The organism is Psychromarinibacter halotolerans (assembly GCF_029168315.1).
Taxonomy (GTDB): Bacteria; Pseudomonadota; Alphaproteobacteria; order Rhodobacterales; family Rhodobacteraceae; genus Psychromarinibacter; species Psychromarinibacter halotolerans.
Window position 1 is genome coordinate 286,789 of the sequence record NZ_JARGYD010000006.1, and the last position, 19,095, is coordinate 305,883.

The 19,095-nt window shown below is 67.0% G+C and carries 16 protein-coding genes; 12 read left to right on the top strand and 4 right to left on the bottom strand.

From position 1 onward, the window contains the following. Window positions 1–60 precede the first annotated feature (60 nt). The 4 genes from P1K30_RS16590 (at window position 61) to P1K30_RS16605 (ending at window position 5,215) form a co-directional block, all read left to right on the top strand. Window positions 61–966: a fumarylacetoacetate hydrolase family protein gene (locus tag P1K30_RS16590; RefSeq protein ID WP_275633876.1), complete on the top strand. Its 906-nt coding sequence runs from the start codon at window positions 61–63 to the stop codon at window positions 964–966. Window positions 967–1,106: 140 nt separating this feature from the next. Beyond that, window positions 1,107–2,276 (top strand): extracellular solute-binding protein, encoded by a 1,170-nt coding sequence (locus tag P1K30_RS16595; protein WP_275633877.1) that lies wholly within the window; start codon window positions 1,107–1,109, stop codon window positions 2,274–2,276. Window positions 2,277–2,342: 66 nt separating this feature from the next. Continuing rightward, entirely contained in the window at window positions 2,343–4,121 is a 1,779-nt protein-coding gene (locus tag P1K30_RS16600; protein ID WP_275633878.1) for an ABC transporter permease, read from the top strand. After that, a complete protein-coding gene (locus P1K30_RS16605; RefSeq protein WP_275633879.1) occupies window positions 4,118–5,215 on the top strand; it encodes an ABC transporter ATP-binding protein in 1,098 nt (365 codons plus the stop codon). The genes P1K30_RS16600 and P1K30_RS16605 overlap by 4 nt, the downstream gene beginning before the upstream one ends. Before the next feature lie 73 nt (window positions 5,216–5,288). On the opposite strand, the gene P1K30_RS16610 is transcribed toward P1K30_RS16605, so the two are convergent. The 3 genes from P1K30_RS16610 to P1K30_RS16620 are packed head-to-tail and all read right to left on the bottom strand — an operon-like array spanning window position 5,289 to window position 10,199. Beyond that, window positions 5,289–5,927, bottom strand: a complete 639-nt coding sequence (locus tag P1K30_RS16610) for a VOC family protein (protein ID WP_275633880.1) — start codon at window positions 5,925–5,927, stop codon at window positions 5,289–5,291. Beyond that, window positions 5,924–9,637 (bottom strand): ATP-binding protein, encoded by a 3,714-nt coding sequence (locus tag P1K30_RS16615; protein ID WP_275633881.1) that lies wholly within the window; start codon window positions 9,635–9,637, stop codon window positions 5,924–5,926. The genes P1K30_RS16610 and P1K30_RS16615 overlap by 4 nt, the downstream gene beginning before the upstream one ends. A gap of 13 nt (window positions 9,638–9,650) precedes the next feature. Beyond that, window positions 9,651–10,199 carry a GNAT family N-acetyltransferase gene (locus P1K30_RS16620; RefSeq protein ID WP_275633882.1) on the bottom strand — a complete coding sequence of 183 codons (549 nt, stop codon included), beginning with the start codon at window positions 10,197–10,199 and terminating at the stop codon, window positions 9,651–9,653. A gap of 333 nt (window positions 10,200–10,532) precedes the next feature. Between P1K30_RS16620 and P1K30_RS16625 the strand changes: the two genes are divergently transcribed. The 6 genes from P1K30_RS16625 (at window position 10,533) to P1K30_RS16650 (ending at window position 15,848) form a co-directional block, all read left to right on the top strand. After that, the gene (locus P1K30_RS16625; protein WP_275633883.1) at window positions 10,533–11,486 is read left to right on the top strand and encodes a homocysteine S-methyltransferase family protein; all 954 of its coding nucleotides are present in this window, start codon (window positions 10,533–10,535) and stop codon (window positions 11,484–11,486) included. Between the two features lie 93 nt (window positions 11,487–11,579). Beyond that, complete coding sequence (locus tag P1K30_RS16630; RefSeq protein ID WP_275633884.1) at window positions 11,580–11,816, top strand: DUF4278 domain-containing protein; 237 nt, start codon at window positions 11,580–11,582, stop codon at window positions 11,814–11,816. A gap of 53 nt (window positions 11,817–11,869) precedes the next feature. Then, window positions 11,870–13,600, top strand: coding sequence for a hypothetical protein (locus P1K30_RS16635; protein ID WP_275633885.1), 1,731 nt, complete (start codon window positions 11,870–11,872; stop codon window positions 13,598–13,600). Window positions 13,601–13,659: 59 nt separating this feature from the next. Beyond that, entirely contained in the window at window positions 13,660–14,250 is a 591-nt protein-coding gene (locus P1K30_RS16640; RefSeq protein WP_275633886.1) for a GNAT family N-acetyltransferase, read from the top strand. A gap of 50 nt (window positions 14,251–14,300) precedes the next feature. Next, complete coding sequence (locus tag P1K30_RS16645; protein WP_275633887.1) at window positions 14,301–14,927, top strand: GNAT family N-acetyltransferase; 627 nt, start codon at window positions 14,301–14,303, stop codon at window positions 14,925–14,927. Between the two features lie 27 nt (window positions 14,928–14,954). Beyond that, window positions 14,955–15,848 carry a PhzF family phenazine biosynthesis protein gene (locus P1K30_RS16650; protein ID WP_275633888.1) on the top strand — a complete coding sequence of 298 codons (894 nt, stop codon included), beginning with the start codon at window positions 14,955–14,957 and terminating at the stop codon, window positions 15,846–15,848. A gap of 72 nt (window positions 15,849–15,920) precedes the next feature. Here P1K30_RS16650 and P1K30_RS16655 read toward each other — a convergent pair whose 3' ends face one another. After that, the gene (locus tag P1K30_RS16655; protein WP_275633889.1) at window positions 15,921–16,928 is read right to left on the bottom strand and encodes a LacI family DNA-binding transcriptional regulator; all 1,008 of its coding nucleotides are present in this window, start codon (window positions 16,926–16,928) and stop codon (window positions 15,921–15,923) included. A 233-nt stretch (window positions 16,929–17,161) separates the two neighbouring features. Between P1K30_RS16655 and P1K30_RS16660 the strand changes: the two genes are divergently transcribed. Next, window positions 17,162–18,340, top strand: a complete 1,179-nt coding sequence (locus tag P1K30_RS16660) for an aldose 1-epimerase family protein (RefSeq protein WP_275633890.1) — start codon at window positions 17,162–17,164, stop codon at window positions 18,338–18,340. Further along, window positions 18,337–19,092 carry an SDR family NAD(P)-dependent oxidoreductase gene (locus tag P1K30_RS16665; RefSeq protein WP_275633891.1) on the top strand — a complete coding sequence of 252 codons (756 nt, stop codon included), beginning with the start codon at window positions 18,337–18,339 and terminating at the stop codon, window positions 19,090–19,092. Before P1K30_RS16660 ends, P1K30_RS16665 begins: the two co-directional genes overlap by 4 nt. The last annotated feature ends 3 nt before the right edge of the window (window positions 19,093–19,095 follow it).

Genomic DNA, 19,095 nt, shown 5'->3' on the forward strand with positions numbered 1-19,095 from the left:
TTTTGTAGATCACGCTTTGACCTCGGGGAAGGAATCATAATCCTCCCCACGGGAGGAAAGATGCGATTTGCAAGCGTGCGGACGGCTGGCGCGGTGGTGCCCGGCGTTGTGGATGGTGAGGATATCGTCCTGATCGGCGACCTTTTCGCCGACCTGACAGCCTTGATAGAGGCCGGGGCCGACGGGCTTGGCGCTGCGTCCGCTGCGGTGTCAAAGGCGGGCAGAACCCGCGTGCCGGTCAACGGCGCCGATCTTGCGCCTCCGATCACCCGGTTCAAGCGGGACGTCTTGTGCACGGGCTGGAACTATTGGGACCACTTCGAAGAGGGCAAGGGCCGCAGGGACGGGCAAGAGGTCGACCGCCCCACCGCGCCGACGTTTTTCACGAAGTCGCCGAACGCGATCATCGGGCCGGACGATCCCATCGCGTGGGATCCCCGCTGCTCGAAGAAGTGGGACTATGAATGCGAACTGGCGCTGGTGATCGGCACGCCCGGCCGGTCGATCCCGGCCCACCGCGCCCACGCGCATATCTTCGGCTATTGCCTGGCCAACGACATATCGCAGCGTGACATCCAGCGACGGCACGGCGGGCAGTGGATGCGTGGCAAAAGCCCCGACGACAGCACGCCGCTGGGGCCGTTCCTTGTCACGCCGGACGAGATCGATGACCTCGGAAGCGTGCGGATCGAGTGCGAATTGAACGGCGAGGTCATGCAATCCGCCGTGACCGCCCAGATGGCTTTCGACATCCCGACGCTGATTGCAGAACTGTCCTTCGGCATGACGCTGAACGCGGGGGACGTCGTGCTGACCGGCACGCCTGCGGGCGTCGGCAATGCCCGGACGCCGCAGGTCTTCCTGCAAGCCGGGGATGTGGTCGTCACACGCGGCACCGGGCTGGGTGAGATGCGAAACATCGTGACGGAACAGGACCTGTACGGCGCAGCGGAGATCGCGCTGTAGCGGCGCCTGTGTCGCGGTGCCGTGTGGAAACGCAGTGACCCATCCGGTGTGGAGGCGCCGAAGGGTCGCTGTCGGGGAGGCGGTGACAAATCAGGGGGGCACTCGCCCGCCTGGCACCGAAAAATGGGAGGAGAACCAGAATGAAGACGACACCGACACATCGGCGGATCGCCTGTTCCGCCGTCGCGCTTTTGGCGATGACGGCAGCGGCCTCTGCCCAGATGACAGACGAGGCACGCACGTTCCTGACAGAGAACGACATCAGCGAAACCCTGATCGAGCAAGCCGACGGCGCCACGTCCGGCGAGTTGGACATCCCGGCGGACTGGCTGGAAAAGGCCGCCGCCGAGGGGCCGATCGACTTCAGCACCAACGACTCGTCCGAACATGTGGCCAAGTGGCTGCCGGTCTTCAACGCGCGCTATCCCGAGATCGAGATCGTCGCGACCGAGACCTCGGGCGCGGCCCGCGCCGTGCAGCCGTTGCTGGCCTACAAATCGGGCTCGCTTGTGCGCCACATCGTCGTCAGCTTCGAGGGAAGCCTGCCCGACTACATCGAGGCCGACGCGCTGGCAGTACTGGACGACCTGCCGGCATGGGACGGGGTGCCGGAAGACCGGCGCGCGGCGGACGGGACCTTCGCGGGGATGCAGAACACCACGTGGTGCCTGATCTACAACAAGGACAACGTCACCGAGGATGAACTGCCCGCGACGTGGTGGGACATGGTGTCAGAGGACTCGCCGCTGAAGGACGGGCGGATCGGCGCGGCGAACCGGGCGCAGCTTTGGACGCTGAACCTGTGGACCCATCCCGACTATGGACCAGAACGGATGGCGGACGAGTTTCTGCCGGCCTTCTTCAACACGCTCAAGCCGCAGCTTCGGGCCGAGGGCGTCGGCGGCATGATCAACCTGCCGCTGGTCGGAGAGTTCGACGTCGGCCTGCCGACCCCGAACGACGAAACATGGGAGATCATGCAGACCGGCGCGCCGGTTGGCTGGCACTGTCCCGAACCCGTGCCGCAGTACTTCAACCTGATCGGGATGTTCCGGGATTCTCCGACGCATTACTCCTCGAAGGTGTTCATCAACTGGATCCTCAGCCAAGAGGGCCAGCTTGTCCGCCTTGCCGCCGGTGGCGACGGGCCGGTGCACAAGGATCTGCAGGTCGCCGGGGCCGCGCTTCTGGCCGACGAGTTCGCCGGCAAGGACATCGCGCTGCGGACGCTGGACGGCATGATGACCGAACTGCCCAAGCTGTATGACGTCTGGCGCCCGATCTGGGCCGCCGCGGGCGGACCCGAGTAGGGGCCAACCGGGCGGAGACACCTGTTCGGGCCCCTGGGGGCCCGGACATCACGGACGGAGACGGGCATGGCCAACACCACGATAAACGACCCCCTGTCGGCCCCAGAGCAGGACGCGAAAGCGGGGCGGAACATCATCGCGCGGCTCTTTCCATGGGCCGTGCTGATCATTGTCGGGGCGATGGTGATCGCGCCGATCTTCTCGTTGGTTGCCGGGGCCTTCAGCCTGTCGCGCCTGCCGAACGAATTCTCGCTCGACGCGCTGGGCTTCGACAATTTCTACGCCGTGTGGGTCGAGCAGCGCATCGACCGGGTGATCTGGAACACGGCGATCTACGTCACCGGCGCCACGATCTTCGGCATCACGACCGCCGCCGTGCTGGCGTGGCTGGTCGAGCGGTCGGACATGCCGGGAAAGACGTGGATCTACGCCGGCGTCCCGCTTGGCATCGCGGTGCCGGGCATCCTGCACGCGATTGCGTGGGTGCTGCTACTGAGCCCCCGGTCGGGCTTCGTCAACCGGGCGTGGATGGACATGACCGGCACGCGCGAACCTTTGTTCGACATCTACACGCTGGGCGGCCTGATCTTTGCCGAAGGGCTGCGGCTGGTGCCGGTCGCCTTCCTGATGCTGGTTCCCCTGATGCGCAGCATGGACCCCTCGCTAGAGGAAGCCGCAGCCGCCAGCGGGGCCAGCCCCGCGCGGACGGCCAAGCGGGTGACGCTGGCGCTGCTGCTGCCGGGCGTGCTTGCGATCAGCATCTTTCAGGCGATCACCGCCATCGAGAATTTCGAGGTGCCAGGCGTGCTTGGAATGCCGGTGAACCTGCATGTCTTCTCGACCCGGGTGTTCAACCTGATCGATAACATCGGGACCATCCCCGCCTTCGGTCAGGCGAACGCGGCGGCTGTGTTCTACCTTGCCATCGCGCTTGTCATCTCGTTCTTCTACCTGCGGCTGGTGCGGCATTCCGAGCGGTATTCGATCATCACCGGCAAGGGATACACCCCACGGCAGGTGCGGCTTGGACGCTGGCGCAAGCCCGCGCTGGCGCTGGCGCTGCTGTTCCTGTTCGCCACCATCGTGCTGCCGTTTCTGGTCTTGCTGTACGTGTCGCTGCTGAACTACCTGCGCCCGCCCAGCTGGGAGGCGATCAAGGCCTTCACGTTCAAGAACTACGTCACGGTGTTCAACCAGCCGCGCGTGGCCAGAACCCTGTTCAACACCATCTACGTCACGCTGTTGACGGCCACGACCGTGACCATCGTTTCGTTCGTCATCGCCTATATCATCGTGCGCACCCGGTTCGCCGGGCGGTACGCGCTGGACATGCTCAGCTTCCTGCCGCACTCGATCCCGGGCATCGTGCTGGGCCTGTCGCTGTTCTGGCTGTTCATGCAGTTCGACCAGTGGACCGGCGCCAGCACATTCGGGTCGATCTATGTGCTGGTGATCGGCTTCACGATCCTTTTCCTGTCCTACGCGGTGCGGGCGATGAGCGTCGCGATGATTCAGGTCCACCCCGATCTCGAAGACGCCGCCAAGCTGTCCGGCGCCGCGCCTTGGCGCATCGCGCTGCGGATCTTCGGCCCGCTTCTGATGCCGACGCTGGTGGGCATCTGGATCTACGTCGCCATGCTGAGCGTCCGCTTCATCAGCCTGCCGCTTATCCTGTCGCAGGGCGGCAGCAACGAGGTGCTGGGCGTGATGATCTGGTCGCTGTGGGACAACGGAAACATCAGCTCGGTAGGAGCCATCGGTATCATGCTCATGTCATTCATGTTCGCGCTGGCGCTGGGATTGCGCCTGTTCGGTTTCAGCGGTCAGCGGGCAGGTGGGGTATGATTTCGATCGACGATCTGCACGTCCGGTTCAATTCGGACAAAGGGACGGTTCATGCCGTGCGCGGGGTGACGGTCAACGTCGCGGCTGGTGAATTCTACACGCTGCTTGGTCCCAGCGGGTGCGGCAAGACCACGACCTTGCGCTGTCTTGCCGGGCTAGAGCGTCCGACCGGCGGCCGCATCACCATCGGCAACGCGGTGGTGCACGACACCGACCGCGGGCTGACCGTGCCCACGCACAAGCGCGACATCGGCATGGTGTTTCAGTCCTACGCGATCTGGCCACACCTGACCGTGTTCGAGAACGTCGCCTTTCCGCTGCGCGAGGTGCGCCCGAAGATCGCGGAAAACGTGATCGAGGATCGGGTGCGGCGGGCGCTGGAACTGGTGCAGCTGTCGGGCTACGAAAGCCGGCCGGCCCCGTTTCTCAGCGGTGGCCAGCAACAGCGGCTTGCGTTGGCGCGGGCCATCGTACGCGAAGCCTCGGTCGTTCTGTTCGACGAACCGCTGTCGAACCTTGACGCGAAGCTGCGGGCCGAGACGCGACTGGAACTGCGCAACCTCGTGAAACGGCTTGGCATGACCGCGCTGTACGTCACGCACGACCAGACCGAGGCGTTGACGATGGCGGACCGGGTCGCCGTCATGCGCGACGGCGAGATCGTGCAAGAGGCGCCGCCGGTCGAGATCTACCAGCGTCCGAACTCGCGCTTCGTGGCCAGCTTCATCGGCCAGTGCAATTTCGCGGACGGCACGGTCCGGTCGCAGGTCAACGGGTCCGGCGTCGGGGTTCTGGACTCGGAATGGGGCCAGCTTCGGTTCACGGCCGCCTCCGACGCCGAACCGGGCGAAGACGTGACAATCGCCCTGCGCCCCGAGAACGTCCGGCTGCTAAGCGACGGGGCAGGGACGCCCGAACCCGCGCCGACGGGCGAGGTGGTTGAAACGGTGTTTCTGGGCGAATGCGTGGAATGCCGGGTCCGGCTGGGCAATGGCGATCTGGTCGCGCGCATCCATCCCGGGCAGGCCGTCGCGGTCGGCGACCGCGTCGGGGTCCAGATCGCGCCCGAGGACGTCGCGCTGCTGTCAGGCTAAGTGCCAAGGGCAAGCGTTGTTATCGGGCCGGTTCTGCCGCCGCTGGGCGCGTAAAACGCGCGGAAAGCCGGGGCTACGAAACGGTGAGGCGCAGTGGCTTTGCGCCCGAAGTCCGCGTGATCTCAAAGGTCAGCGACCACCGCGGCGCATCCTTGGTGCAAAGGATGGTGTCTTGCGCCAGCAAGGTCAGCGCCAGGCCGGGTCGAAACCCCGAAGGACACCCGAGAACGATCCGTTCGACCGCGCCAAGCCCTGCGGCGCGTTGCAGACGTCCGGCGCGTCCGTCGGTCCACTCGGACGGCGCGCTTGTCCCCGGTGAGCGGAACACGAACGGATGTGTCGGGTCGTCGCTTTCGGTGGCGACGGCAATGGACATGCCCGCAGGCAGGAAGGGCGCGTGGTAGTCCCATGTTTCGGCATCCAGCGCCGCGTCCTGTGCGTCGCGCCAAGCGATGCCGATGGGGCAGGCGGATGCACCGCCCGTGCCGCGCTGGATCAGCCCGGTCCGGGCAACGCCGGGATGCTGCTGCGCCGTGGCGTCGTCGACCCAGAGAAGTTCGAGATAGGTGTTCTCGAAGCAGTAGCAGACATTCGCCGTGCCCTGTCCGGGATGGGCGCGCCGGAACGATGGGGCCAGACCCTTGGCTTCAAGGAGGGTCTTCACCCCGGCAAGGTCGTGGGGGAACAGGAAGACGTGGTCGATCTGCGTCATTCGTCCGCCGCCAGCATTCGGATCAGGTCAGCCACGTCGGCATTCGCCGGAAGCCGCGCGGGTGCATAGCCTTCCTCTGCCAGAATGCGGTCCGCCGACCCGGTCAGGGCGGCGGCCTCGGCGGGGTCGCGGTCTTTCAGACGGGCGGCCATCTCGCGAAGCACCTTGATGCGGATGAGGGGCATATCGGCCGCCTCGGCCTCGTGCAGCACGTCGGGCAGGTGCGGCGTCAAGGTTCCGTCGTTATCCCGAACCGCGCAGGCCACAGCCGCCCGTGCCTTGATCTGGGCGATGTGCAAAAGGGACTCGTCGGCATGGGCCAGAAAGCCCCGCAGCTCTTCAAGCCCTTCCTCGAACGCGCCCGACGTCAGCTTCAGTTCGGCCAGATCCGCCGCGGCCCACGCGGCATAGGCGGGTGTGTCCGCCCGCAGTCCGATGTCCCGCGCGGCGGCATAGGCCTGCATCGCCTTCTCGGGTTCGCCCGCGAAGACGCAGATATCGGCAAGCCCCCGCATCGCGATATAGCGGTCGACCGGCCGCTTGGTCTGAGTCGCCGTTTCGGCGCCCATGCGTATCTCTCGCCACGCGGTGTCGCCGGACCCCAGCGCCGCATGGGCGCGGCCAAGGTGGAACTTCAGCATGACATGCCGCGTCACCAGCAGCCCGTCCTGCACATGCCGCCGCTGATCCCACGCCGTTTCATGGTCGCGGATCGCCTCAAGCGCCGCCCGCATCCGACCGTGCAGCGCGTAGGTCTGGCACCGGGCAAGGGTGGCCTCGGCGACAAGCCGTGCGTCGCCGACGCGAGACGCCGCAACCTCGGCCTTGCGGGAATACTCCAGACCGGTTTCCGGTTTGCCGTCGTCCGTGTGGATATAGGCCCGGTGAATGCAGGCCTCGGCCAGCTTGCGGTCGTCGCCAAGCTGCCGCGCGATTGCCTCGGCTCGTTGCAGGCCCTCGATGGTGCGCGACTTCTGGCCAAGCGGCCAAAGCAAGGCCCGCCGCCACGACAGGATGCCTGCCTCTTCGCGCAGCATCCGGTCGCTGGTCGGAAGTCGCTCAATGGCCTGAAGGGCGACGTCGGTCATCCGGTTTGCAAGCGCATAGGCCGACCGCGCGGCGGCGTCCTTCGCGGCCCGCATCGCAAGATCCAGCGCAAGCTGAGGCAGGTTGCCGTGAAGCGCGTGGCGCGCCAGCACGGCGTCATCCAGCCCGGACGCCTTGCCGATGTCATCGCGCAGGCGCACGACGTCCGCATGAAGCGCGGTGCGGCGGCTGGCCGGAATGCCCTGGTAGGCGGCGTCCAGCACCAGCGCGTGTTTGAACGCATAGGACCGCTGCGGAAAGGTCCGGATGCGATACAGCAGGTCGGCATCGGCCAGCGTGGACAGCGCGACGTCATAGGCTTCGGGACGCAGGCCGCAAAGGCGGGACAGCAGGTCGTCGGTTGGCGCCGCGCCAAGCACGGCGGCCGCGTCGAGGGTCTGACGCGCCGGGGCGTGCAGCGCGTCTATGCGGTAGGACAGGACACCGCGCAGCGCGATCGGGATGCCAACGCCCGCCGGGTCGGACCCGGAGGACGACACGGGCGCGTCGAGCAGGTCCGGCGCCGCCGCGGCGGCGTGCGACAGTTCCTCGAGGAACAGCGGCACCCCGTCGCTGCGGTCGAGGATCGCGTCCCGGACGCTGACGGACAGGGCCAGCCCGTCCAGCAGCGCCTCGGCCTCGGCGCGGTCAAGCGGGCGCAGGGGAAGGCTTCGGACCGTTTCGTGTCCAAGCCAGCTTTCGGCCTTGCCGGGTCTGCGGGTGACGATCACCATCGGGCCCTCGGCCCCCAGCGACAAAATCAGACGCTCGACCAGCAGCTTGGCATCCTCGTCCGCCCAGTGGGTGTCTTCGATCAGCAGCACGCTTTTGCGGTCGCAAAGCGCCGCCATGACCGTCAGCAGGGCATCGGCAAGAGTTTGAATCCGGCGAACGGGCGGAAGGTCTAGCCATGACCGCGCGGGGCCGGTGATGCCCAGCAGGCCGGCGATGGGCGGCGCAAGCGGTTCGGCGATGGCCGGGTCGTTCAGCGTTTCGTTCAGAACCGCGTGCAACGCCTTGGCCGAGGGGTCGGGGTCGAGGCGCAGCAGCGCCCGCGCCATGTCGCCGAAACACGCGATACCGCCGCCCGCCTCGCCGCGCCCGAACTGGACCCGCATCAGCGTGGCAGGCTCATATTGCCGGATGAATTCGTGGGAGAGGCGGGATTTGCCGATCCCGGCCTCCCCGGTGATCGCCGCGACGCGCGGGCCGGGATGGGCCGCGACCTCGGCCAGCGCCGAAAGCTGGCCCGTCCGGCCTCCGAACCGGCTAAGGCCCCGCGCCACGCGAATGTCGAACCCGCTTCGCGCCGATGTTTCGCGCTCTAGCCGCCACGCCGGTGCGTCCTCGGGGTCCGACGCGGGTGCGATCTTCGAGAACACGAAGGCCCCCCGGCAGGCTGCCTCGACCACCGGGGCCACGCGGACCTCGCCGGGCGGCGCCTCGGCGGCAAGGGACTGCGCCACATGCGCCAGCGGATAGGTCGACGATTGCGGCCCGACCAGCCCGGTTCCGGCGTTGATGCCGACTGCGCAGTCCTGCCGGGCGATCTCGAACCCGGCCAGCGCGGCGGACAGGGCGGGGCTTTCGTCGGGACGATGCGCGCCGAAGACGGCCGACAATTGGTGACCGGCGCGGCCGATGATCTTGCCGCCCTCGCGTTCGACAGCGATCTCGATGTCGCGAATGGCCTTCTGGCTGCCTGCCTCGGCGTTTTCCGGGTCGGGGTCGCGCAGGGCCACGCGCAGCCGTTCGGACCCGACATGGATCACCGCAAGATTGCGCAGGTGGGTGACGTCTGGGCCATCGGGCGGGCCATCGGACGCGGGGGGCGTGTCTTCCGCGCCATCGGCATCCGTCTTGGCCGTGCTGGCGTCGGGTCCGGTTTCCTGCACCGACGGGGGTGCGGCGGGGTCCTTGTCGCGCGCGGCACGGATGTCGCGGTACAGCGCGGTGGTCTCGTCTTCCACCGACACGGAAAGATCGTCGCGAATGCGCTGGCTGATCTGGCGAAAGGCGGCAAGCGCCGCGTTGCGCCGACCTTGCCGCCAGAGCGCCGTCATCAGGTCGCGCAGCGCCGCCTCGTCGTAGGGCTCGACCGCAAGGCGCGCCCGCGCGTGCCCTTCGAGATCGACGAACCGCCGCTCTGCCAATGCGGTCGCCGCCGCAGCCTCGTGCCAGTCGCACAGGCGGCGGCGCAGATCCGCGCGGGCGGTGTCGATCAGGTCCTCGATCTCGGGTTCGAAGCCCGAAAGCCCGTCCAGCGGCAGGCCGCTTGGGATCTCGGTCTGCGGGTCGTGCGCTGCATCAAGCGCATCCGCATCCAGCACGACCGCGTCGCGCCGAAGCTTGACCCAGCCTGCGGTGGTCTCGATGGCTTGCGCGTGATCCGCGCCAAGCGCGCCGCGCAGCCGGAACAAAGCTTGCCGAAGCGACGCCCGCGCCTGAGCCTCTTCCTGTCCCGGCCACAGCAGCGCGGCAAGGTAGGACCGGCTGATCGCCTTTTCCGGCGACAGCGCAAGAAGCGCCAGGATCAGTTCGACGCGGCGCGTCGGCATCCGGACCGGCGCGTCGTGAACGCGGGCCTCGAAGACGCCGAAAAGGTTGATCCTGAACTCTCGCATGGTCGCAGACATATCACGCGGAGGAGGGCGGCTGAATCGGGTCGGTCAGCCGGGCCATGATCAGCGCGTCGCGATAGGTGCCGTCGACGAACACGAACCGGCGCAGACGCCCCTCGACCACGAAGCCGAACCGTTCGTACAGCCGGATCGCGGCGTCGTTGCCGTCCCAGACGTACAGTTGCAGCCGGGTCAGTTGCAGCCAGCGGTCGGACATATCGACCAGCGCCGCCATCAGCGCGCGGCCCACACCGTGCCCGCGAAAATCTGGATGCGTCGCGATCATGTCGATCTCTGCCCCGTGGCGCAGGCGCGGTTTGTCGGGCCATGTCTCTAGCTCGGCATAGCCGGCAACCGCGCCCTCGATTTCGGCGACAAGCTTCACCCGACCGGGCGCGTCGGCGATGCGGGCGGCGACCTCGGTGTCGGAATGGAACGGCAACCGCTGGGTGCCAAGGTTCACATGATGCGCGTTCAGGATGTCCAGAACCGCATCCCTGTCGCTTGCCCGGACATGCCGGATCACGGGTGCCGGCCCGGTGTCGTCTGTCGCCGAGTTCTGCATTGCCGGACCTCCGTACCAAGGGCAAAGCCGTTACGTCACTGACGATTTGTGCGCCCGCAGGCGCGCGCCGGTAAAGCTTTAAAACTGGCTGCCGTGCGTTTTGACGCGTTTGTAACGCCTCGAAAACGCGCCGGGGAACGGGCGCAGGGGAAAGGTGGGTCATCAACAACGAAAGAGACGACCCATGTGCTTCCATTTCAAACTTTTCCGGCGGCGGGATGCCGCCTTCCGCCCAATCAGCTCGCATCTGAGGCGCGATATCGGGCTTTTCGAAATCGACCGGTCCGATTGGCTGGTCGGTCGCCAGATCTCTTCTGTTCGGGGGTGGCTGTAATGCGCGCGCTTCATCGGACCCATTTGCCGCAGACTGACGGCACACCGCTGCTGACGGATTCCGGCCTTGAGACGACGCTGATCTTCCTCGACGGGTTGGATCTGCCGTGCTTCGCATCCTACCCGTTGCTCGACACGGTCGAGGGGCGGCGGACCCTGCGTGCCTATTACGAACGGCACCTTGCCATCGCGGCCGATCATGGCAGCGGCTTCCTGCTGGAGGCGCCCACATGGCGCGCCAGCCGGGACTGGGGCGCGGAACTGGGCCATACGCCCGCCGATCTTGAGCGGCTGAACAAGGCGGCGATCACGCTGCTGGCCGAAATCCGGCGTGACGCCGGGGCGGTGGCGCCGATCGTGATCTCGGGCAACATCGGCCCGCGCGGCGACGGCTATCAGCCCGACACCGCCATGACCGCCGACGAAGCGCAGGCGTTTCACGCCGAGCAGATCGGCTGGTTCGCCGAAACCGAGGCCGACCTTGTGACCGCTGTCACAATCTGCACCGTGAACGAGGGCGTCGGCGTCATCCGCGCGGCGGCTGCGGCGGGCATGCCGGTGGTTCTGTCCTACACGACCGAAACCGACGGCAGGCTGCCCGACGGCACGCCGCTGGGCGAGGCGTTCGAGCAGACCGATATGCTGACCGCCGGGGCGGCGGCGTACTTCATGATCAACTGCGCCCACCCCGACCACTTCCGTGCCGCGCTGGAATCCGACGCGGCGTGGCTCGGGCGGGTCTGGGGGGTGCGGGCCAATGCCTCGCGGCTCAGCCATGCCGAGCTTGACGAGGCAGAAGAGCTTGATGCCGGCAACCCGGCAGAGCTTGGCCGCGACTATGCGCAGCTCAAGCGGATGCTGCCCAACCTTCGGGTCTTCGGCGGCTGCTGCGGCACCGACCACCGCCACATCGAGGCGATGGCCGACTGCTGCATGGCGCGCAGTACGGCCTGACCGGACAGACCTGACCGGACAACTAGACCAGATCGCCGCCCGAGCGAACGGCTCGGGCGGCGCCATGACACATTTTGCAAAGAGGACTTTCAAATGATCGCAACGACTTACGGCTTCTTCCAATCCAGCGGCGCAGCGCGCCGCCACGCAGAGCCCGACCTGCCCATGCGCTATCGCGGTGTGGCCTACAGCCTTGATCACCTGCCGCCGCACGCGCGGAACATGCAGGCCCTGCTGACCTATCGCGGTGTCCGCTACGTCCGTGGCGCGCGCCCCAGCCGGGCGGCGCCGGTTCCGGGGCAGATGATTTACCGGGGCGTTCCCCACTGAGCCGCGCGCGCCCGCGCGGCCCACCCAAACCCTTCGAAACAGGAAATAAGATCATGACCTATGCATTCACACGCGCGGCCATTCTGGCCGCCACCACCTTTCTGACGCTGCCGTCCTTGGCGCATGACGCACTGGCCCATGAACCCGTGCGCCGGACAGAACTGTTCCGGCCCGGCCTCGACATGGCCGAGGCGACCATGCCCGACGCGGATGCCGCCGCCGCGATGGAGTTGGCCGGATACGGCGACTTCGGTTTCGACCCCGGCACCGACGTCGCCGAGGCGCGCACCGCCTTCGCCCGCGGCATCGCGCTTTTGTGGGGGTTCAACCACACCGCCGCAGCGGCGGCCTTCCGTGCCGCGCAAGAGGCCGACCCGACGTGTTCGGCGTGCTTCTGGGGCGAGGCCTATGCCTTGGGGCCGAACCTTAACGACGGGATGCACCCCGAGCATCAGGACCGCGCGGCAGAGGCAGCCGCACAGGCGCTTGCCTTGGCCCGGACGCCACGCGACCGCATGCTCGCGGCAGCCGTGGTGGCGCGCTATGACAGCGCGCTGGGCGACCGCGCGGCGCAGGACAGCGCCTTTGCCAACCTCATGCAGACCGCCGCGACGCGGCTTTCGGACAATCCGAACGTGCAGGTCATTTTTGCCGACGCGCTGATGAACCTGCAGCCGTGGGACTATTGGCAGGCCGACGGGACCACGCCGAAAGGCCGCACCGCCGAGATCCTTGCGACGCTGGAACGGGCCATCGACCTGTCGCCCCAGCACCCCGGCGCGCTGCACCTTTATATTCACGCCGTCGAAGCCTCGGCCGACCCGAAGGCGGCAGAAGCAGCGGCAGACGCGCTGCGCGGCGCGGTGCCGGTGGCCGGGCACCTGCTGCATATGCCCGCGCATATCTACAACCGCGTCGGGCGCTATGCCGACTCTATCGCCGTCAACATCGAGGCGATTGCCGCCGACCGCGCCTATCTGAACGCGGCCGGGGACGCGGCAAGCCCGCTGTACCGCTATGGCTACTACCCGCATAACATCCACTTCCTGCTGGTCGGGGCGCAGATGGCGGGCCTGCGGGACGAGGCGATGGACGCCGCCGGGTGGCTGTCAGAGGTGACCTCTGACGAAGTGTCGGGCGAACTGGCGTGGGTTCAGGCGATTGATACCGCGCCCTTCGCAGCCCACACGCAGATGGCAGAGCCCGAGGACATCCTTGCCCTGCCGGACCCGGGCGATGCCTTTCCGTTCGTGAAAGGGCACTGGCACTGGGCGCGTGGCACGGCCTTCGCCTTGCTGGGCGATCTGGATGCGGCGCTTGCGGAACAGCAGGCCATCGAGCGGATCATGGAAACGGCCGACCTGTCGGGGCTGGAAGAGCAGTACCTGCCAGCCCGCGACATCCTTGAGATCGCCAAGCATCTGGTCGAGGCCCGCATCAGTCAGGCCAAAGGGAGCTGGCACGAGGCCGAGCATCACCTTGACGAGGCGATCCGGCTAGAGGGCGCCATTCCCTACATGGAGCCGCCGTACTGGTCCTATCCGATCAACCAGACGCTGGGCGCGGTGCGGCTTCAGGCCGGTAACCCGCTGGGCGCGCTGGAAGCGTTCGAAGCCGCGCTTGAGACGCATCCGAACAACGGCTGGGCGCTTTGGGGCGTCTGGCAGGCCTTGGATGCGCTCGCCAAGGACCAGCCGGTCGACGCGGCGACGGTCAAGGCCGCCCGGCAGGCGTTCGAGAATGCGTGGCTGGGCAGGGCCGATCCGTCGCTGGACAGGCTTTGAATTTTCCGGGCGGGCCGTCGCGGGCCCGCCCTTCACCCCTTTCGATACCGGAGTTTCCGATGACCGATACAACAACCCTTCAACGGCCCGCCGTCGCGCCCGTTTCAAAACAGGCGACGGCGATCAAAACGCTTACCGCCGCTTTCCAGACCGATCCGCCGGTGCGGTGGATGTATCCCGACCTTGCCGACTACCGCGCCCATTTTCCGGCCTTCGCGCGGGCCTTCGGGGGCGTGTCCATCGACGCGGACACGGCTGTTCTGGCCGATGGCGGCGCGGCCTTGTGGATCGCGCCGGGCGCCGAACCTGACGAGGCCGCGCTGGCGGCCGCCGTCGAACGCTCGATCCCTGTGGCGCGGCCGGCGGACGTCTTCGCGGTGTTCGAGGCGATGGGGCAGGTGCATCCGCACGATCCGCATTGGTACCTGCCGATGATCGGCGTGACGCCGGACCGGCAGGGCGAGGGGATCGGCACCGCCTTGCTTCGGCCGGTTCTGGCGCGCTGCGATGCAGACGGCGTTCCCGCGTACCTTGAGGCGACGACGGCGCGCAGCAGGGATCTGTATGCCCGGCACGGGTTCAAGCAGACTGCAAGGATAGAGGTCGCGGGCTGCCCGCCGATCTATCCGATGCTGCGACCGCCTGCCTGATGGGTGCGGACCCATGCCCGACGGACCGTCCCGGGAAAGGAGATACAGTGATGACCAGAAACGATAATTTTGACATCCGCCGGGGCCGGCCCGGCGACGCCGCAGACATCGCGCGGCTGTTCCTGATCTCGTCCGACGGGCTGGCCGCCTACATCTGGGCGCAACACGCGCAGAACGGCGAGCCGGTCGAAGAGGTCGGCGCGGCGCGCTATGCCCGCAGCGGCACGGCGTTCTCCTACGAGAATTGCCTGCTGGCCACGCGGGATGGCGCGACCGTCGGCATGATCCATGCGTTCGAGATGCCGGAACCGGATGGGGCAGGGCCAGAACCCGATGCCGATCCCGTGCTGGCGCCCTATGCCGCGCTGGAAGATCCCGGCTCGCTTTACATCTCGGGGCTGGCGGTTCTGCCGGGCTTGCGTGGGCAGGGCGTCGGCGGCGCATTGCTTGACCGCATCGAGGCGCTTGCCCAAAAGCAGGGCCTGCCGCGCCTGTCGCTGATCTGCTTCGAGCGGAACGTCCAAGCGCGGGATTTCTACCTGCGGCGCGGCTTTAGCGTAACGGATCGCCGCCCGCTCGTTCCGCATCCCAGCCTTCACTACACCGACGGCGACGCGCTTCTGATGGTGCGTCGCGTCCCCGGCACCGAAGATGCCGCGCCACGGCGCGCGGACTGACCGACTTTCAGAAAAAAGGATACTCAAATGACAAGCACTGACACCATCACCCCCCAATCCGTCGGCGACGCCGACGCACTTTCCGCAATCCGGCGCTATGCGGCGTTTTCCGACGGCGACCACGGCGGCAACCCGGCAGGCGTGATGATCGCCGACCGGCTGCCTGATGTGGACGAGATGCAAAGCCTCGCCGTGCGGGTCGGATACTCCGAAACCGTTTTTGCCGCGCCTGAACGGGACGGCACTTGGCGGGTGCGGTATTTCTCGCCGGAAGCAGAGATTCCGTTCTGCGGGCACGCGACCATCGCGTTGGGCGCCGCGCTGGCCGAAACGGTCGGCGCAGGGACCTTCCCGCTGCGACTGAACGCTGCCGAGATCACCGTCGAGGCCGCCGTCGACGACACCGGAGCACGGGCTGCTTTGCGGTCGCCGCCGACGCGCAGCGCGCCCGCTGCGGACGCCCTCGTGGCCGAAACCTTGTCGCTTCTGTCATTGTCGGACAGCGACCTTGATCCGCGTCTCCCGCCTGCCATCGCCGAAGCGGGGGCGACGCATCTTGTCCTTGCGCTGGCCTCACACGAGGCGCTGCAAAAGATGTCCTATAATTTCACGCGCGGTCGGGATCTGATGCTGACGTGGGATCTGGGCACGATCTGCCTTGTCCATGCCACCGGCGGCACCGAGTTCGCGGCGCGCAACCTGTTCGCGTCGCACGGCGTCTACGAAGACCCGGCCACCGGGGCGGCGGCTGGGGCGTTCTCGGGATACCTGCGCGATCTCGGCTGGCCCCACAGCGGCCGGATCGTGATCCGGCAGGGCGAGGAGATGGGTTTTCCGTCGATCATCAAAGTGGGCATTCCGTCGCTCGCCGGGTCCCCCGTCATCGTGTCGGGCCGCGCCCGGTCGATCCGGCCCGACTGATACATCCCGCCCGATCCGGCTGGTCATGCCCTGGCCCTGGGGGCCTCTGACCGGCCCTCGGCGATGCAATCGTCACGAGGCGGGCATGTTCTCTCGGAAGATCGCCTGAAGGCGCGGGGGGTATTCCGGTTCCATCTCGCCCCGGATCGCGGCGACAAGGTTGCGGATCACCTCGCGCGCCTCGACGCGGGGGTTCTGGTCGATGATCGCGTCGATGGTGCGGTCCAGAAGCAGGGTCCGCGTCGCCTCGGTGAAGTCGTGCGCGATGAAAACCAGATCCTTGGCGCGGCCCATTTCCTTCACCGCCTGCGCGATGCCCTGATTGCCAGAGCCGATGTTGTAGATCCCGACAAGATCGTCCTGCGCCAGAAGCCGCCGCGCTTCGCGGTAGGCGTTGTCGCGGTCGTCCTCGATCACCGCGAAGTCCACGACGCGAAGCTCGGGGAAGTCGCCCGACAGGATGGACCGGAACCCCATCTCGCGTTCCTCGTGGCCACGGTACGACGGCGAGCCGATGAACAGCCCGATCCGGCCTGGCTGACCGGCGGGCAGGAACCGCCCCATCAGCAGGCCCGCAAGGCGACCGGCGGCGCGGTTGTCCACGCCGACGTAACCGATCTTCGACACGGCGGGGATGTCCGACACCAGCGTCGAAACCTTGATGCCGGTGCGCGCCAGCTGGTTGATCTCTTCGCGGATCTCCGGGTGGTCCGGTGCGATGATGCCCACGCCCTCGCAGGTGCCGGACGCGTTGCGCAGCGCCTCGACATAGCCTGCGGGCTCTTTCGCGGGCACGTTGCGGATCTGGATGCTGACATCCTCGGTCTCTTGCGCCTGTACCAGAAGATGGCGGCGCAGCGACTGCATGAAGCTGTTCTCGCCCTCGGGCAGGATCAGCAGAAGCCGCAGGGATTTCTGCGGCGTGACCTCGACCTCGCCGAAATAGCCAAGCCGTTCCGCCGCGCCCAGCACCGCGTCGCGGGTCCGCTGGCGAACGCCGGGGCGGTCGTTCAGAACCCTGTCCACGGTGGCGGGCGACACCCCCGCGCGGTCGGCGATTTCCTTGATCGTCGTTTTCATGCCGTCACCGATAACCTCTTTATGATGTGGCAGATGACATCAATGAGGGTGTCTTTGCAAAGAGAACCTCATTTGAGCCGCCAAAATCGCCTCTGTGATCCATTTTGATGTGAAATGATGGTTTTTGATGATTGGGTCGCCTGTCGCGGCATGGCACCAAACATCAGCGAGCACGCAAGCCGCATCCCTTACCGGATGCCGGAGGAGGCGCGGCGGTCGCTGTGGGAGGAAAGATGGTTCAGCTATATGGCAAGCACCTCAGCCGGGGTGAATTCGAAGCGTTGAGCGGCGCCAGCGGGCACGCGGCGGGGGTTCGCCTTGTCGAACTGGTCGAGGGTGTCGAGCGCGGCATGCGGATGCTGGAATTCCGCAGCGGCACCGGCCTGCGGTTCACCGTCCTTGTCGACCGCGCGATGGACATCGCCGAATGCGACTATCGCGGACAGGGCATCGGCTGGCACAGCCCCGCCGGGTTCCGCGCGCCGACGCTGCATGACTATGAAGGCGAAGGCGGCCTTGGCTGGATGCGCAGCTTTTCCGGGCTGATGGTCACCTGCGGGCTGGACCACATCCTGTTCATGAACGAGACGGACACGGCGTCGTACCACTACGGCCCCCGCCAGACCGCCAGCCATTCGCTGCACGGACGGGTCGGCACGATCCCCGCGCGGCTGACCGGCTACGGCGAGCGGTGGGAGGGCGACGAGCTGATCCTGTGGGCCGAGGGCGTTGTTACGCAGGGTGCGGTCTTTGCCGAGCATCTTGAACTGCACCGCCGGATCGAGATCACCGTCGGCACCAATGACATCCGGCTGAGCGACCGCGTGGTCAACCGCGGCTTCTACCGGACGCCGCACATGTTTTGCTATCACATCAACGTCGGTCATCCGCTGCTGGACGAGGGCGCGCGCTATGTGGCCCCGATCCACGACGTTGTGTGGGCCGCGCACGCGGACAGCTACGACGCGCAGGGCGTCGGCTATCGCGACATGCCCGGGCCGCAGATGAATTTCCACGAACAGGTCTGGCAGCACGACATGGCCGCCGACGCCGAGGGCCGTGTGCCGGTCGCGCTGGTCAACGACCGGCTTGGGCTGGGCTTCATGGTGACCACGCGCAAGGACCAGTTTCCCTGCCAGTACGAGTGGCAGAACCTGCAGGCGGGGCAATACGCGATCGGCATAGAGCCGTCCTCGCACCACGTTCTCGGGAATCAGGCGGCGCGGGACCGGGGCGAGATGATCTGGCTGGAGCACGGCGATGCGCGGTCCTACGACACCGTGTTCTCGATCCTGCCGGACGCCGACGCGGTGGCCGAGGCTGAGGCGCGCATCCGCGCGATCAGCGATCAGCCGGATCAGGCCTATCCGGCCACCAGCGGACATTTTCGAGCACTTGAGGGACGCGAATGACGGGCACGATGGAAGGGCGGCGCGTGGTCTATACCGGCGGCGCCGGGGGACTTGGAACGGGCACCACGCTGGCCATGCTGGCGGAAGGCGCCGAAGTTCACGTGCTGGACCGCGATGCCGCGAAAGGCGCGGCCCTGCTGGCCGAGGTGCCGCAGGACGCGCAGGACCGGGTGTTCGTGCACGACGTCGACCTGCTGGACCGCGCCGCTTTGACGGCCTGTCTTGATGGGCTGGTGGCCGAGAAGGCGATCGACGTGGTGATCAACAACGCCGCGCTGTATCCGTCGAAGCCGTTCGAGGATTTCACCGACGCGGAACTGGACGCCGTTCATCGCGTCAACGTCGAGGCGGCGGCGACCTGCACCCGTGCGGCCCTTCCGGGGATGCGGGCGCAGGGCTGGGGCAGGGTGCTGAACGTCACCTCTATTACGCTGTCGGGGCAGTGGGAAAACCTTGTGCCCTACGTGCAGTCGAAGGGGGCGCTGCTGGGCCTGACGCGGGCTTGGGCGCGCGAGTTCGGCAAGTGGGGCGTGACTGTCAACGCCATTTCGCCGGGTGCGTTTCCGACCGACGCCGAGAAAATTCATCCCGACCCCGAGGGCTATAACGCGATGGTTCTGGACCGGCAGGCGGTCAAGCGTCGCGGCACGCCGCAGGACATCGCCGCGACGGTCATGTTCCTTGCCTCGGACGCGGCGGGTTTCATCACGGGACAATCTCTGGCCGTCAACGGCGGCTGGGTCATGGAGTGACAT

Bases quoted from the DNA above. Each gene is read 5' to 3' on its own strand.
- P1K30_RS16640 (WP_275633886.1), top strand. From the start codon at position 13,660: ATGACCGATACAACAACCCTTCAACGGCCCGCCGTCGCGCCCGTTTCA.
- P1K30_RS16600 (WP_275633878.1), top strand. From the start codon at position 2,343: ATGGCCAACACCACGATAAACGACCCCCTGTCGGCCCCAGAGCAGGAC.
- P1K30_RS16655 (WP_275633889.1), bottom strand. From the start codon at position 16,928: ATGAAAACGACGATCAAGGAAATCGCCGACCGCGCGGGGGTGTCGCCC.
- P1K30_RS16605 (WP_275633879.1), top strand. From the start codon at position 4,118: ATGATTTCGATCGACGATCTGCACGTCCGGTTCAATTCGGACAAAGGG.
- P1K30_RS16635 (WP_275633885.1), top strand. From the start codon at position 11,870: ATGACCTATGCATTCACACGCGCGGCCATTCTGGCCGCCACCACCTTT.
- P1K30_RS16615 (WP_275633881.1), bottom strand. From the start codon at position 9,637: ATGCGAGAGTTCAGGATCAACCTTTTCGGCGTCTTCGAGGCCCGCGTT.
- P1K30_RS16610 (WP_275633880.1), bottom strand. From the start codon at position 5,927: ATGACGCAGATCGACCACGTCTTCCTGTTCCCCCACGACCTTGCCGGG.
- P1K30_RS16620 (WP_275633882.1), bottom strand. From the start codon at position 10,199: ATGCAGAACTCGGCGACAGACGACACCGGGCCGGCACCCGTGATCCGG.
- P1K30_RS16625 (WP_275633883.1), top strand. From the start codon at position 10,533: ATGCGCGCGCTTCATCGGACCCATTTGCCGCAGACTGACGGCACACCG.
- P1K30_RS16590 (WP_275633876.1), top strand. From the start codon at position 61: ATGCGATTTGCAAGCGTGCGGACGGCTGGCGCGGTGGTGCCCGGCGTT.
- P1K30_RS16660 (WP_275633890.1), top strand. From the start codon at position 17,162: ATGGTTCAGCTATATGGCAAGCACCTCAGCCGGGGTGAATTCGAAGCG.
- P1K30_RS16630 (WP_275633884.1), top strand. From the start codon at position 11,580: ATGATCGCAACGACTTACGGCTTCTTCCAATCCAGCGGCGCAGCGCGC.
- P1K30_RS16665 (WP_275633891.1), top strand. From the start codon at position 18,337: ATGACGGGCACGATGGAAGGGCGGCGCGTGGTCTATACCGGCGGCGCC.
- P1K30_RS16595 (WP_275633877.1), top strand. From the start codon at position 1,107: ATGAAGACGACACCGACACATCGGCGGATCGCCTGTTCCGCCGTCGCG.
- P1K30_RS16645 (WP_275633887.1), top strand. From the start codon at position 14,301: ATGACCAGAAACGATAATTTTGACATCCGCCGGGGCCGGCCCGGCGAC.
- P1K30_RS16650 (WP_275633888.1), top strand. From the start codon at position 14,955: ATGACAAGCACTGACACCATCACCCCCCAATCCGTCGGCGACGCCGAC.